Source organism: Zhongshania marina (genome assembly GCF_002915595.1).
GTDB lineage: Bacteria > Pseudomonadota > Gammaproteobacteria > Pseudomonadales > Spongiibacteraceae > Spongiibacter > Spongiibacter marinus_B.
In genome coordinates, this window is sequence record NZ_PQGG01000003.1 from 89,450 (window position 1) to 104,299 (window position 14,850).

The 14,850-nt window shown below is 49.9% G+C and carries 16 protein-coding genes and 1 riboswitch; of the genes, 9 read left to right on the top strand and 7 right to left on the bottom strand.

Annotation, left to right across the window (positions count from 1 at the left end):
- The first annotated feature begins 1 nt into the window (after position 1).
- Complete coding sequence (locus C0068_RS01080; protein ID WP_103682644.1) at positions 2-385, top strand: hypothetical protein; 384 nt, start codon at positions 2-4, stop codon at positions 383-385.
- Between the two features lie 16 nt (positions 386-401).
- Here C0068_RS01080 and C0068_RS01085 read toward each other — a convergent pair whose 3' ends face one another.
- The 3 genes from C0068_RS01085 to C0068_RS01095 are packed head-to-tail and all read right to left on the bottom strand — an operon-like array spanning position 402 to position 3,055.
- Complete coding sequence (locus C0068_RS01085; RefSeq protein ID WP_233208698.1) at positions 402-1,556, bottom strand: GNAT family N-acetyltransferase; 1,155 nt, start codon at positions 1,554-1,556, stop codon at positions 402-404.
- A complete protein-coding gene (gene ubiA, locus C0068_RS01090; protein ID WP_103682645.1) occupies positions 1,553-2,437 on the bottom strand; it encodes a 4-hydroxybenzoate octaprenyltransferase in 885 nt (294 codons plus the stop codon). The genes C0068_RS01085 and ubiA overlap by 4 nt, the downstream gene beginning before the upstream one ends.
- Positions 2,438-2,497: 60 nt before the next feature.
- The gene (locus C0068_RS01095) at positions 2,498-3,055 is read right to left on the bottom strand and encodes a chorismate--pyruvate lyase family protein (protein ID WP_158249889.1); all 558 of its coding nucleotides are present in this window, start codon (positions 3,053-3,055) and stop codon (positions 2,498-2,500) included.
- 207 nt (positions 3,056-3,262) lie between these two features.
- Here C0068_RS01095 and C0068_RS01100 point away from each other — a divergent pair, with 207 nt between their 5' ends.
- The 4 genes from C0068_RS01100 (at position 3,263) to C0068_RS01115 (ending at position 7,487) form a co-directional block, all read left to right on the top strand.
- Entirely contained in the window at positions 3,263-4,633 is a 1,371-nt protein-coding gene (locus C0068_RS01100) for an FAD-dependent oxidoreductase (protein WP_103682647.1), read from the top strand.
- Between the two features lie 194 nt (positions 4,634-4,827).
- A riboswitch (FMN riboswitch) is annotated at positions 4,828-4,982 on the top strand.
- A gap of 90 nt (positions 4,983-5,072) precedes the next feature.
- Complete coding sequence (locus C0068_RS01105; RefSeq protein WP_103682648.1) at positions 5,073-5,537, top strand: 6,7-dimethyl-8-ribityllumazine synthase; 465 nt, start codon at positions 5,073-5,075, stop codon at positions 5,535-5,537.
- Between the two features lie 101 nt (positions 5,538-5,638).
- On the top strand, positions 5,639-6,259 hold the full coding sequence (locus tag C0068_RS01110) for a class I SAM-dependent methyltransferase (protein WP_103682649.1): 621 nt from the start codon (positions 5,639-5,641) through the stop codon (positions 6,257-6,259).
- Positions 6,260-6,464: 205 nt separating this feature from the next.
- On the top strand, positions 6,465-7,487 hold the full coding sequence (locus C0068_RS01115) for an LLM class F420-dependent oxidoreductase (protein ID WP_103682650.1): 1,023 nt from the start codon (positions 6,465-6,467) through the stop codon (positions 7,485-7,487).
- Positions 7,488-7,546: 59 nt separating this feature from the next.
- On the opposite strand, the gene C0068_RS01120 is transcribed toward C0068_RS01115, so the two are convergent.
- Positions 7,547-8,380 carry a 23S rRNA (adenine(2030)-N(6))-methyltransferase RlmJ gene (locus C0068_RS01120; protein WP_103682651.1) on the bottom strand — a complete coding sequence of 278 codons (834 nt, stop codon included), beginning with the start codon at positions 8,378-8,380 and terminating at the stop codon, positions 7,547-7,549.
- A 32-nt stretch (positions 8,381-8,412) separates the two neighbouring features.
- Positions 8,413-9,387 (bottom strand): class 1 fructose-bisphosphatase, encoded by a 975-nt coding sequence (locus tag C0068_RS01125; protein ID WP_103682652.1) that lies wholly within the window; start codon positions 9,385-9,387, stop codon positions 8,413-8,415.
- A gap of 235 nt (positions 9,388-9,622) precedes the next feature.
- On the opposite strand from C0068_RS01125, the gene C0068_RS01130 reads away from it, so the two are divergent.
- Both C0068_RS01130 and C0068_RS01135 read left to right on the top strand, forming a co-directional pair.
- Positions 9,623-9,883, top strand: a complete 261-nt coding sequence (locus C0068_RS01130; protein WP_103682653.1) for a hypothetical protein — start codon at positions 9,623-9,625, stop codon at positions 9,881-9,883.
- Positions 9,884-10,051: 168 nt separating this feature from the next.
- Complete coding sequence (locus C0068_RS01135) at positions 10,052-10,930, top strand: TIGR03619 family F420-dependent LLM class oxidoreductase (protein WP_103682654.1); 879 nt, start codon at positions 10,052-10,054, stop codon at positions 10,928-10,930.
- 178 nt (positions 10,931-11,108) lie between these two features.
- Here C0068_RS01135 and C0068_RS01140 read toward each other — a convergent pair whose 3' ends face one another.
- Positions 11,109-12,476 (bottom strand): cytochrome P450, encoded by a 1,368-nt coding sequence (locus C0068_RS01140; protein ID WP_103682655.1) that lies wholly within the window; start codon positions 12,474-12,476, stop codon positions 11,109-11,111.
- A 165-nt stretch (positions 12,477-12,641) separates the two neighbouring features.
- Here C0068_RS01140 and C0068_RS01145 point away from each other — a divergent pair, with 165 nt between their 5' ends.
- Together C0068_RS01145 and C0068_RS01150 are read left to right on the top strand one after the other, a co-directional pair.
- Positions 12,642-13,232 carry a TetR/AcrR family transcriptional regulator gene (locus tag C0068_RS01145; protein ID WP_158249890.1) on the top strand — a complete coding sequence of 197 codons (591 nt, stop codon included), beginning with the start codon at positions 12,642-12,644 and terminating at the stop codon, positions 13,230-13,232.
- A 331-nt stretch (positions 13,233-13,563) separates the two neighbouring features.
- Positions 13,564-14,103: a pyridoxamine 5'-phosphate oxidase family protein gene (locus C0068_RS01150; protein WP_103682657.1), complete on the top strand. Its 540-nt coding sequence runs from the start codon at positions 13,564-13,566 to the stop codon at positions 14,101-14,103.
- 12 nt (positions 14,104-14,115) lie between these two features.
- On the opposite strand, the gene C0068_RS01155 is transcribed toward C0068_RS01150, so the two are convergent.
- Positions 14,116-14,727 (bottom strand): hypothetical protein, encoded by a 612-nt coding sequence (locus C0068_RS01155; RefSeq protein WP_103682658.1) that lies wholly within the window; start codon positions 14,725-14,727, stop codon positions 14,116-14,118.
- Positions 14,728-14,850: the final 123 nt, after the last annotated feature.

The following is a 14,850-nucleotide window of genomic DNA, read 5'->3' on the forward strand; positions in this document are numbered from 1 at the left end:
TATGGAACGAAGTAAATTACGCATACTGCGCGGACTCGTTAACGTCAGCCTAATTAGCCTAGTATTCGGCGCAATTTTAAATTTACTGACGGGGATTCTCGGGAATTACTATGTGCTAATTATCGGTGCGCTGGTGGTGTTAATCACCTTCTATTGCTACCGCCGAGCCGATAGCGAAGCGGCGTCTAGCACCAGCTATTATCTATGGCGTTACCTACCAACACTCATCTTTATCGCCATGCCAATTATTGCTTACTGGTACAGCCGCGACACCCAATGGACGCTAGGCGAGATTATCCACGCGGTTCAAATTAGTTGCAGCTTCGTGCTGCCAATTCTCTGCTTACTTTATGTAGAACGGGTTTTAAAAAACGCCCAGCAGTAATACTCGTGGCCGGCACTTAGTCGGCTTTTTTAAAGGGTAACATCTCGCTAGCTTCACGCAGGTATTGTCCAACGTGAAGCTGCTCGTCATCTAAAAACCGCTGCACCGCATTGGAAAAATCGGCATCGGCCAACCAGTGGTTTGAGTAGGTCAAAATTGGGGTAAAGCCGCGCTGAATTTTATGCTCGCCCTGTGCGCCGGGGTCAAAATGCCGCAGCCCCTCGCGTAAACAGTATTCAATGCCTTGGTAGTAACAGGCTTCAAAATGCAGAAATTCATACTCGCGGATACAGCCCCAGTAGCGGCCATATAAGGTGTGCTTGTCACGAAAATTCAAGGCCACCGCCACCGGCTCATCGCCGTGACTGGCCAATACCATCACCAAATGCTGAGGCATAGTGGTCGCTAACTGGGTGAAAAACGCCTCTGGCAAATACCCACCATGACCGCTGCGCTTAGCATAGGTAAGTTGATAGCAGTGAAAAAAGAAACGCCACTGCTCTGCACTTACCTCCGCCCCCGCCAATACCTGCAGGCTTAAGCCCTGCTCGGCAACAACGCGGCGCTCCTTGCGCAAACTTTTGCGCTTGCGGGAGCTGAACTCAGCGAAAAAGCCCTCAAAATCACCGTAATTGCGATCATACCAGTGATATTGCGGCCCAATTCGCTGCATAAAGCCTTCCTGCGACCAGATATTTGCCATTTCTGCCCGCGAAAATAGAATATGAACTGATGAAGCTCCAATTTCCGCCGCGTGCACGGGCAGCGCCTTTGCTAAGGCCGCCATTACTTCACCGCGATCACTCTCGTCGACCAAACACAAACGCGGCCCCGTCGCCGGCGTAAACGGAATCGAAGACAATAATTTGGGGTAATAGGGACGACCATGACGCTGATAGGCGTCGGCCCAAGACCAGTCGAACACATACTCGCCGTAGCTGTGGGTCTTGAGGTAAAAAGGCATAACACCGACTATTTGAGATTCGCGGCGTAATATCAGATGGTGTGGCTGCCAGCCCTTATCCTTCGCCACCGCGCCGCTTGCCTCAAGCGCATATAAAAACTCATAGCGGGTAAAGGGGTAGTCTACACCCGCCGCGCTATTCCAAGCCTCAGCACCCACCTCGTCTATCGCGGCGACAAACTCTAGCTCCAGTTTACTAATGCTCACGCCCCTATAAGATAGTGCAGCACAATACCCGCAAAAATAACCGCGCCCACCCAGTTATTATTTAAAAATGCCTTAAAGCATTTGTCGGTTTCGCGGTAGCGAATAAGCTGCTGCTGATAAACAAACAGACCACTCGCAGCCATCAGCCCAGCGTAGTACATAAAGCTCATATCAAAACGCGGCCCCGCCATTAGCAATACAATGATCACGCATACCTGCAGCATAGCGGTAATGACTTTGTCGTCGTCGCCAAACAAAATCGCCGTCGACTTCACGCCAATTTTCAAATCATCTTCGCGGTCAACCATCGCGTAAAACGTGTCGTAAGCCACCGTCCAAATCAGCACTCCGATGTAAAGCAACCACGCTGCCGGTGGCGGCAGCTCGCCCGTTTGGGCGGTGAAGGCCATCGGAATTCCCCACGCAAAGGCCGCGCCCAGCACTAATTGGGGTAAATGGGTGTAGCGCTTCATAAAGGGGTAGCACGCCGCCAAGGCGACAGCGCCAAAGGAGAATAAAACGGTAAGTAGATTGGTAAATAGAACTAAGACAAAGGCAACGAGACAGAGGGTCGTAAACAGCAGCAATGCTTCTTTTTCCGTCACCGCGCCGGTGGCAAATGGGCGCTGCTTGGTGCGGCTAACATGGGCATCAATTTTTCGATCCGCAAAGTCATTAATCACGCAGCCCGCAGAGCGCATTAAAAAAGTGCCGGCCACAAAAATAATCAATACATGCCAAGCCGGAAAACCGCCTGCAGCAAACCAAAGTGCCCACAGGGTCGGCCATAACACCAAATACGTACCTATCGGGCGATCAACTCGCATCAAGGCCAAATATTGGGGAGTTTGCTTTTTAAGGTGCTGGAGTAGTGCGCTCATAACGTAGCCGTCGAAGTCTTATGGCAAAAGTATATCAGCACGACCACGCCAGATGAAAAACTACCAAGGCCGAAACGCCGGCAAAAATATCTCACTTACCATAATTGGGTGCCCACTGAGCAAAAACCGCGAACGCCGCCCCCACAAGCCATCGTTTTGTTCTGACTCAGGCGCCCCCACAGCCATTGCCGGCACTCGGCAGATTTCATAGCGGTCGCGGGACATATGGGGATCAGTAAACAGCAAATGCCCCAAGGGTCGGTTATCCAAGGTACGCAAACGATCTAAACGCCCAACCAAGGAGGTAGCCGGCAGCACACTGCGGGCGTAAACCCAAGGTTCATTGTGGCAATGCAAGCGAACTTCTCTGATCAAACCCCAGTCGCGATCACCCATACCCAGCAAGCGACGCTCAGACAGACGCGGGATTTGCCAGCGCTGAAATAGCACTTCTACGTGAAACTGCCCCTGGGACACGCGGCGCAAATGGGCGGTCAAGGAGCCAGTGTCGAGCAGCCAGCGCGCGTCTTTTGCGGGCAGGGCAGAACGAGGAAATTTCTTACAATCTAGCCAGTTTGGCTCTTGTTTGTGGAATCGTGATGTTTGAAAAGCGTACAATACTCGGCTTCCAGTGTTGAAGGTCACTGAACATAAGCGCTGCCACACCATAAACGCGCAGCAATCTAAACAAATGTGTGGCGGCAGAATGCGCGAATCACCTGCGACTTGCAAGCGATGATATCAACCAAACAGGCGATGATATCTATCAAAAAAATATTTTAAGCTTCGCTGACAGAAGCATATGGTTTATGAGGAATTGGCTTAATGAGTAAGTGGGAATGTATTGTTTGTGGCTGGGTTTACGACGAGAAAGTCGGCGATCCTGATTCTGGTATCGCAGCAGGAACGCGCTGGGAAGACGTGCCCGACGACTGGCTATGCCCAGACTGCGGTGTGGGTAAAGAAGACTTCGAGATGATTGAGAAATCCGAGGAAAGCGACCTTCCCCACCACGATGAACCCGCCTCCGCCAGTAGCGAAGCCGCCATTGTGGTCATCGGCACCGGTTTAGCGGGCTACGGTTTAGTGCGCGAACTGCGCAAATACGACAAAGACAGCCCAGTCATCATGATTACCTCTGATGACGGCCGCGCATACTCTAAGCCCATGCTCTCTACTGGCTTTACCAAAAACACCGACGCTGATGCACTGGCGCAGAAAGACGCCGGCGGCATGGGTGAAGACCTAAATGCCAGCGTGTGGACTTCGACCAAAGTCACCGCCATCAATACCGCTGCCCAAGTCATTACCATTGGCGACAAAGAAACCCAAGTTCACTACAAGAAATTGGTACTGGCTTTAGGCGCCGATGTTATCCGCCCGCCCATTCAGGGTAATGCCTTGGAATACGTATATTCAGTGAACGACCTGCTGGACTACCACGACTTCCGCACCGCCGTTGCAAAAAATAATGTGAAGAAGGTCTGCATTATTGGTGGCGGTTTAATCGGCTGCGAATTTACCAACGATCTGCTTAATGGCGGTATCGAGACCGAAACCGTTGACCCGCTTGGCTACTGTCTGCCGACCCTGCTGCCAGAAGCTGCCGGTAAAGCGGTGCAAGCCGGACTCGAAGCCAAGGGCGCAAAATTCCATTTCGGTCCACTGGTCACTGAGGTGAACAAATCAAGCGAGGGTTTGATCGTCAGCCTGAATAACGGCGAAACCATCAGCTGCGACTTGGTGTTGTCTGCCGTTGGCGTGCGCCCGCAAATCAAACTAGCACAAGAAGCGGGTTTGACAGTAAATCGCGGTATCGCCACCAACCGCCTGCTAGAAACCAGCGCACCCAATGTTTACGCAATGGGTGACTGCGCGGAAGTCGCTGGCCACGTTTTGGTCTATGTTGCGCCACTAATGGCCCAAGCTCGCGCCCTAGCAAAAACTCTCAGTGGTGAGGCTACCGAAGTGAGCTACCCAGCTATGCCGGTCACCATTAAAACCCCAGCTTGCCCCGTCACGGTCAGCCCTGCGCCCCGCGACGCCAAAGGCACATGGGAAATAGAGCAAGACGGTATCAATGTGGTTGCACGCTTTGTCAGCACCGACGGCGAATTGCTAGGCTTTGCTCTTACCGGTGAAGGCACCAAGCAAAAAATGGCGCTGCAAAAACTCTTGCCGGCGATTATGCCCTAGGGTTTATAAAGCCTAGAAAAAGACAAAGGGCGGGGCTAAACACTCCGCCTTTTTTTCATCCAAACCTCACGGCCTGTTCAATCCATTCACACAATGCCGAGACCAAGCTCACTCAGCAAATATTGGCTGCGAGTATACAAATCCGCCGCAGGTTGCTAATATTCGCGCGCCCCGATAGCGCCTATATGCCTATTGGGGGTTCTCAGGGCGGGGTGGAAGTCCCCACCGGCGGTAATCATGTTTCAACATGTAGCCCGCGGGCGCTTATTGAGCCTCACAGCTCATAAGGACAGCAGATCTGGTGCGATTCCAGAGCCGACGGTTAGAGTCCGGTTATGAGAAAAGATCGTTACACGCCACCACGCCTAGCTTCCATCGCTACGCCCACACTGGTCTGTCAGCTCATCTTTGCCCTGCCGTATTCACTTGGGACAAAAACATGACATCGACAGACACAACATCATCAAAGCAAACCGTCGCTTTTATTCAAGCCTGCTGGCACCGTGACATTGTCGACCGCTGCAAAGAATCCTTTCAAAAGGAAATGTCCTCACGTAGCGATATAAACGTAGAGTGCTTTGAAGTCGCCGGCGCCTTTGAAATTCCGCTGCACGCCAAACTCCTCGCTCAAACCGGCAAATACGCCGCCATCGTCGGCGCAGGTCTGGTGACCAATAGCGGTATATACCGGCACGAATATGTCGCCCAAGCCGTCGTGTCTGGCCTCATGCAGGTACAGCTAGAAACCACAACCCCAGTATTCTCCGTAGTGCTTACCCCCCACAATTTCCACAACAGCGAGGAGCACATCAGCTTTTTCCGCGAGCATTTTGTGGTGAAAGGTGCAGAAGCGGCATCTGCCTGTATTAGCACCCTTGCTAGTCTCGCCAAACTTAAAGCTTAATAAGGCCGCTTTTAAGCGCTGCGGACTCCTCCGCAAGCCTGTGCTAATCTGCATTTTAGGCCGGTAAATTTGCCGGCCATGTAAAACAGCAGGAATTAGCTATGGGCTTTTATGATAATAAAATACTGCCAGTCATCATCGACAAAGCCTGTTCGATGGCGTCTATTATGGACTTGCGTAAAAAAGTCGTTCCCCTCGCTAGGGGCGTGGTCTTAGAAGTCGGCATGGGCAGCGGCATTAATCTAGCGCTGTATGAGCCCGACAATATAGATTTTGTTTGGGGACTGGAACCCTCTGAGGGCATGCGCAAAAAGGCCCAGCGCAATCTCGACAAATCATCAATAGAGGTAAAATGGCTGGATCTACGCGGTGAAGATATTCCACTTGATAGCAATAGCGTCGATACCGTTTTGCTAACGTACACCCTCTGCACCATCCCCGACTGGCAACGCGCTTTAGAGCAAATGCACCGTGTGCTTAAGCCCAACGGCAAATTATTATTCTGCGAACACGGTCTAGCCGAAACCAGCGCAGTGCAAAACTGGCAGCATAGAGTAACGCCCGTCTGGAAAAAACTGGTGGGCGGCTGCCATCTTAATCGGCCCATCGCTGAATCCATCACCAGCTGCGGTTTTACCATAAACAAACTGGAAACCTGCTACGCCGAAGGCGTACCCAAAATTGCCGGCTTTATGTACTACGGCGAAGCCGTAAAGGCCTAGCCTAGCTCTCTATGCCGCTCCTATGGGGCGGCCACGATGTAAATATTCTCTACACCGCAGCCTCTCCACACCCCATTTTCCGCAGTCATCCTGATCTTTTTCGTCACCTCCAATACCCTGTATTTGAGCGGAGATGTCATCTAGTTCTCCCTATTCGCGCCGTATAATCCTTACAGCCTTAGCGGAATAATAAAGAGGATTTGGTATGAAACTCGGACTACATCTCGGATATTGGCAAAAGCACCCCACCGACCGTTTTCTAGAATTGGCCCAAGCAGCTGAGAAGATGGGATTCGACTCCGTGTTTACCGCAGAGGCATACGGCTCGGACTGTTTTACCCCCCTCGCCGCCATTGCCGCCACAACGAGTAAAATTCGCCTTTGCACAGGGGTGATGCAATTATCTGCCCGCACGCCAGTATGCGCCGCAATGACCGCCATGACCTTAGATCACTTGTCCAATGGCCGCCTATGCTTGGGGGTTGGCGTATCTGGGCCGCAGGTGGTCGAGGGTTGGTACGGCCAACAGTTTAAGCGCCCACTTGAGCGCACACGCGAATGGCTAGATATTTTTCAGCAAGCGGTTTCCCGCGAGGCACCAGTAGAATTTAGTGGTGAGCAATACAATCTGCCATATAAGGGCCCAAACAGCCTAAACCTCGGCAAGCCCTTAAAGAGTATTACCCACCCTTTACGCAAAAAAATTCCGGTTTTCCTCGGCGCGGAAGGCCCCAAGAATATCGCGTTAGCGGCGGAGAAATTCGACGGCTGGATGCCCATATTTGTGTCGCCCTACCGCATGAATATTTTCGACGACAGCCTAGCCAATAAATCAGACGACTTTGAAATAAACGCCATGGTGAACTGCATAATTAACGACAATTTAGAGGAAGCCATGTACCCAGGCAAAATGACAATGGCACTCTATCTTGGCGGCATGGGCGCGCGGCAAGACAATTTCCACAAAAATCTCATGGGACGAATGGGCTTTGGTGAAGAGGCCGAAAAAGTGCAGGACCTGTGGTACGAAGGTAAACATGACGAAGCTATCAAAGCCGTGCCAGATGCATTGGTAGATGAAATCTCGCTAGTCGGCCCCAAAGAACGTATTAAAGAACGCCTACAAGACTGGAAAAAATCCGATGTCAGCACCCTTATCATCGGCCACCGCGATCACTTTGAAACGTCAATAGACACTATGGAGTTTATTGCCAGCGAAGTGGTGTAAGTCTTAAACCCCAGCGCTATAAAGCCCGCCAAAATCGACGGGCTTTTTTTGCCAAAACTTTAGGCGATCACGGCATCGAGAACAAAAGGCTTGCTCTCGTCGTTCGCTAATAGGGTTTGCAATACCGGCATCACTTCCTGCAACTGTGCGTTTAGCTGCCACGGCGGATTAATAACAAACATCGCACTGCCATACATACCGTGGCTGCCCTGCTCAGCCTGCACACACAATTGCGCGTGAAGATAATTATTAGGCGACAAGGCTTTTAGGCGGCGACCTAGGTCTTTGGATTCTTCTCTGGGTATTAGCGGATACCACAGCGCATACACCCCATTGGGAAAACGACGCTGACTGTCTTTTAATGCGTTAATCACATTGCGGTAATCATTTTTATCTTCATATGGCGGGTCAATCAAGACCAAGCCGCGCTTGCTCGGGGGCGGCAGCAAACCCTTCAAGCCGGCAAAGCCATCCGCCTCATTAATACGAGCACGGCCCTTAAAACGCTTACTCAAATTTTGATGATCGTTGGGGTGCAATTCAAACAGATGCGCCTTGTCTTGCTCACGCAACATCGCCAGCGCAATGGCTGGCGAACCGGGATAGCCTTCTGCCTCGCCAGCACAGCATGTCGCTACCACCTCTAAATACCTTGCCAAGGGCTCAGGCAAAGCAAGCGGGCTAGCACGTAGCTTGGCGATACCCGTATCAAACTCGCGATTCTGAGCGCTAAAGCTACTGGCAAAGTGATAGAACCCCGCCCCCGCATGGGTATCAATATAAGACAGCGCCGTGGGCTTTTGCATGAGGTAGTCGAGAATAAGCACCTCGACTAGGTGTTTAAGTACATCGGCGTGATTACCGGCATGAAAGCCGTGGCGATAACTAAGCATTAGCTAATATTCCGGTACTGGGCTGGGTGATTTCAGCGCTGATGGTAGTCAACGCAAAGCGCGACCTCATTCGCTGCACCCAAAATGACGGGAACGCGTTGATGGATATGCTCTGGTTGAATATCGAGAATCTTACCCTCGGGGGTCCAAATTTCGCCACCGGCCTGCTCTACCAAAAATCCCATAGGATTAGCTTCGTACATCAAGCGTAGCTTGCCCGCCTGATCCGGCTTGCGGCTATCCCAAGGATAGGTAAATAAACCACCACGGCATAATATGCGGTGCACGTCTGCCACCATTGCCGCAACCCAACGCATATTAAAATCCTTAGCGCGCGGGCCATCTTTACCACTGATTAAATCAGCAATATAAGCCTGCATTGGCGCCGCCCAATGACGCTGATTCGACATATTGATCGAAAACTCTTTGGCGTCTGCGGGAATCACTACCTCAGATTCGGTAAGCAAGTATGTACCGTTATCTTGGTCAAGGGTAAACATCGCCACACCATTGCCGGTGCTTAACACCAACATGACCGACGGCCCGTACAAAACATAGCCCGCAGCTTGCTGATGACGGCCAGGCTGCAAAAAGTCCTGCTCCGTCACCGGCGCTTCACCGCGATGAGGCAGCACCGAAAAAATGGTGCCAACCATGCTATTAATATCGATATTCGACGAGCCATCCAGCGGATCAAAGGTCACCAAATAACTACCGGCGGTATGGCAATGCACTACCTCTGCCTCTTCTTCCGACGCGAGCCCCCTTACCGCAGGAAGGGCAGCTAATGCGTCTTTAATCATATCGTTTGCAATAACATCTAACTTCTTTTGATCTTCACCCTGTACATTCTCCGCACCGGCGGCGCCTAGAACGCCAGCAAGCGCACCTTTGGCCAAAGACTTACTAATATCAACACTAACCTCGGCTAGACCAAGAATGACAGATTGCAGCTCCGCGGCGACGGCAGCGTTCTCTAAATACTGGGGCAGGGCAACTCTGCTCATGTAATAAATTCCAATTTGCAATGAATACTGCAGCTATTATGCCATTCGAGGTAGATAGAAGACAGGAGCGCCAAGGGCTAACACGGCGCTTTATAGCCGTACCTCGTTTTCCAGAGGCATTCATTCGACAATCCGCCGAAAATCTAAAGCAAGAAATAAGGCCGCCAATTTTGCAACTGACCAACTAGTGGCTTATTGTTATCGGACAACTTTCAGCAATGACACGGAGGTCATTATGAAAAAATCGCTAGCACTCCCCCTCTCATTAAGCCTTTTTCTGAGCGCAGATTTACATGCCTCCAACTGGGATGCCTGCCGCGCCCGCAAAATAGAAGCTGTGCGACTTGAGCAAGCCCTAGGAAAAGGCAAAAAATTAAAGGGCTACGCCAGCGGCGCTGCAATGAAAAAAGCCCGCCGCGCCAAAGAAGATTGGATATGGAAAAACTGCCGCTACTATTCTCGGCGCCTGCGGGATCTAGAACGCGACATGATGTAAGGCAGAAAATCGCGCGGCAGCACTAAAAATCACCTATTTCTTAGCACTGCTGCGCCGTTCGGATGAGGCGACGAATTTCGCTTTGTATTATTGTCAAGGGATCACAGCTTGCGTGTGTATAACCCACACAAACACCAAAACAATAATGACCGCCGAGGAATCTCTGCAATGAAATTCGCCTACCACCACAGCATGTGTCCGACCGAACAATACCTCCCGCTAACAATCGAGGCGGAAAAGCTCGGCTTTGACACCATCACCATGCCAGACAGCATTTGCTACCCCAAAGAAGGCAGCTCTAAATATCCCTACAATAGTGATGGCAGTCGAGAATTTTTAGACGGCGTACCATTTATCGAACCCTTTTTGCTCACTGCGCATTTAGCCGCACTCACCAGCAAAATTCGCTTCACCACATCGGTGCACAAACTGGCGGTACATGAACCGGCCCTAATTGCGAAATCATTATCTAGCCTTGCCATTCTTACCGGCAATCGCTTCGGCTACGGCGTTGGCATAAGCCCTTGGGCAGAAGACTTTGAAGTAACAAACGTGCCATGGGATAAACGCGGCAAGCGCATGGATGAGATGATTGAAATCATCAACGGCTTAATGACTGGCGAGTACTTCGGTTACAAAGGCGAAATATTCGACATGCCAGAAATAAAAATCTGCCCCGTACCAACGGTTCGCCCACCCATTTTAGTTGGAGGACATTCAACACCTGCTCTACGCCGCGCCGCACGCTTAGGTGATGGCTGGATCGCCGCCGGCGGTGAGTTAGACTCGATAAAAACAATGGTCGATAAAATTAATGAGTTCCGCAAGGAATACGGCCGCGACCATCTACCCTTTGAGTTTCATGCAATGACCGCCGAAGCCTATTCTGCCGATGGCATAAAACGCTTAGAAGATATTGGTATTGATGAGGTGCTCGTCGCATTCCGTGATGTTTACGCATCAGAGGCGGACGACAAAACTGTAGAAGAAAAAATTGGCATGATGAGCTGGTACGCAAATGAAGTCATTGCAAAGTCTAAGCAATAACATCACAAACTCACTGCATTTTTAAAACTCAGAAAAAAGCCATATCCCACAGGGATATGGCTTAGGAATAAAAATAATTAAATAATCGACTTGTTCGATGAAATGAAAAACACGCTCACTTCATAGCAATGTGGGCTTCATCTTAGCCAGACAAAACCCAAGTCACCCGCGCTCTTAGTTAGCCCTTAGCAATACGCTTTACGACTATCGGCAAATCATCTACTGGCTTAGGCAGCGGAACGGTCTGCATTTTACTGCTGAAATTATCCGCCAAACTAAATTCATATTCGCGCAAGAACTGATGCATAAAGTTTTTAACCTGCATCAACGCAAAGTGCATACCGATACATTTATGCGCACCACCACCAAAACCAACAAAGCTGAAGGTATGGCGCTTGTGCTCATTGCGCGGCTCTAACCAACGATCAATGTCGAACTTTTCAGGCTCATCCCAATATTCCGCCATACGGTGATTATGTTGTGGCGCCAAGAATAAAATTGTATTCGGCGGCAAGGTATAGCCACCCAATTCACATTCATTAATAGTGCGGCGCTGCATCATCATAACCGAGGGATGCAAACGCAGCCCCTCCTTCACTGCCACCTCCATCAGCGGCATTTTTTCTAAATCTTCATATTCTAAATAGGGCTTATCAATAGCCATTGCTTCATCGCGTAAACGCTGCTGCAACTCTTGGTTTTGACCCAAGTGATATAGCATATGGCTCAAAGCACTTGTGGTCGTGTCGTGAGCAGCAAACAGCAAAAAGCTCATATGCGCAATAATATCTTCGTCAGAAAAATACTCACCGTCTTCGGTTTTTTCGCGAGTAAAATAACTAAAAGTATCGACCCCATCACCGGCGCGACGCTCAGCAATTAAACCGCCAAAAAACTCTTTAAGATAACGCTCACCAATCTTGCCCTTACGATATTTTGTACCCGGCAACTCTTTGGTGATTATCCCCATCAAGCCGTTAGCAATATCTAAAAAAGCCTTGTTCAGTTTGGCAGCACGCTCATCACTCTCATGCAAACCAACAAAAATCTGCGCGGCAACGTCTAATAAAATTTGTTTAATCGCAGGGAAAAACAATAACTCCCCTTTATCACCCCAATCAGCAATTGCGTCGCCAATCATTGGCCCCATCGTACCGATGTAACCTTTCATCGCATCGTTCTTAAACGCCGACTGCATCATGCGGCGCTGGAATTTATGCTCTTCGTGGTCACGCAGTAAAAGAGCCCCTTTATAAAAGCGCCCCAATGATCCCATATAACCCATTTCAGCAGAGAAGTTTTTATCTTTGTCTAAATAAACCTCTTTGTACAAATCGGGGCCGACCAACAAAGCACCGCGAAACCCAGCCAAACCGAAACGACTCACGTTTCCATATTTTTTATATTGATTATCAATGGTGCCATAAAGGTCATTCACCAACTGAAAGGTCTGGCCAATAATCGGCAGGCCAAATGAACCCGGAATGTGATCTAGGTTTTCATTGTTCTTGGCTAACTTATAATCAGGGTTTGCTGCGGTACTCATAATCGGCCCTCCAAACGGGGTGCGATGACATTGTTATTTGAGCCAATCATAGGCTTGCACAACATACATATCAAGCGTCCGATATGAAATATTGGTCATCTTCGGTATATTATTCGCCTACAATGGCGAAGACGCGTCAAACACCATAAGCACAAGGTAAGAAAATTGAGGAAAGTAGATCACGACAGCCGCCGTGAAGAAGTGGCAGCCGCAGCCGCCCGCTTGATCGCGAACAAAGGTTTGGAAGCACTCACTACCCGCGCACTAGCCAAGGAGCTTGGCTGTTCCATAGGCGTACTGTCTCACTACTTCAGCAGCAAAGAAGAAATCGTCATCGCCGCATTCCGCTGGGCAGACCAACGCATAGACCTACGCATGCAAGAAGCCGTTGCCGACGAAAGCCCCAACATCCAATCGTTTTTCCCCGTCATTAAAGCTGGCCTACCCCTAGACGTAGAATCAGACCTTGAATGGCGAGTGCGCCTCAACCTACACACTTTTGCCCTCACCCACGACGCCAGCCTTCTAGCAGAGCGAGAAAAAAATCAACAATTCAGAGACTTAATGACAGTCATGATTGCGGGAATGCAAGACAAAGGACACGTCATCAAAGAACTCAGCGCAGAAGACATCACCAGCCTCGCCTTCGACCTCGTTAACGGCATGGCCAAAAACCTACTCATGTGCCCCTTCGAAGAACGCGAAGCAAAAGCCGAATACCTATTCCGACTAATCGGATATTTGGGAGCCGTGTAAAGGCTCTACTTTAAGTTGGCACAAAAGGCATACCATACTCTTGGCGATGCAAAATATTGTTATATATGAAGATTATGGGTAGTTAAGCATATTCAATAAACACTGCGGCAAGGCCTCAGCCTTCACCCCTAAAAGACAACCTAATTGACGTTTAATACATAAGCTAAACACACACGAGCTTCAAAAGGCCTCTCAATATCTGTATTTCTCGACCATAAAATCAAAGTACTTCTAGTTCTTATTTTGATAAGCAAACTCTGCCAGACACCACCTTTTAATTCAGGCAATATCTAAAAATGACGACCAGCATATTTTTAAACGAGCTTCTCATATGGATTTAATACACCTGCCACACACCATCTGGAATCAGCTCGCCCTCGCCAAAGATGATCGTCAGCATCCCTGGCGCACGCCGGTGCTCGCGAGTATTGATAGCAGGGGATTGCCTCACGCTCGCACGGTAGTGCTAAGAAATGTGGATAGCGACTCTCAAGTACTGCAATTTTTTACCGACTCCCGCAGCCCGAAAGTGACGCAGTTAAGTACTTCGCCCCAGGCTCAAATAGTATTTTGGAGTAATGCGCTAAATTGGCAGTTGCGCGTAACTGCGCAGATCACGATTGAAACTACTGGTGCCGCCGTAGATGCTGCTTGGCGGCAAGTCGAACAAAGTCCCGCACGACAAGACTATCTATCACCTCTGTCTCCGGGCGATGCCTTACCCGCTGAGGCGCCAATGGAATTAGGTCATACCCATCATTTGGCTATTATCAGCGCCAAAATCACCCATATGGATTGGCTGTCATTGAACCCAGAAGGGCACCAGCGGGCAGAAATATCTGCCGGAATATTACGCTGGCTAACGCCCTAGAAAACCCTAAAATCACCTGCTGGCATTTATGGCGACGATTTTAGATTTTTCTGTCTCGCCACCAGCAGGCAACACGGCATCTTCACCGTCTAGCTTAATTAGGTAGGCTAAGACGTAGGCTGGCGGAAACTGCGCCACGGTATCTCGACCCGGCTTTTTAGCGTCAAAATACACTGCCAAGCCGTTTGTCATCGCGTCTTTAAGCTGTTCGTGGCTAAGCTCTGCGGTGACGACTTCGCGCTGATCACATTTGAGGAAGGCACTTGAGCAGCGAGAAAACCGACGCTCTTCAGCGTTAAATGCCAGTTCTTGGCCATCTGCCAGGCTCGCTGCGCGGTAGTAGCGCCAGCCCCCAACATACCTCACTTCCAACAATACCTGGTGGCGCGTTATACCTTCATCATCAACAATAGTGCGAATATAGCGTTCGCTGACGTCGTCTACCCAGCCTTTTGGAATACGCTTTGTGATGCTCATACCGCGTAGCACCGGATCACGATCAGCCCCCACTCGATGGTACTGAGTAAGCTCAACCATTTCCTTCACTGTTAATACATCTGCGCTATCTGCCTGTGCCGCCATCGACAAGCACGCACCTAGCAACACCGTAATTAGTCGTTTCATACACCCTCCTTCGGACTATTAGTCTTTATTATTCTGCAAGCACGATGACTGCGCTCCGCAGGGAAGCACAGTCATCGCACACAAAATTGACCTTTCAATCAATATGTACGAAGAGTAGATGAA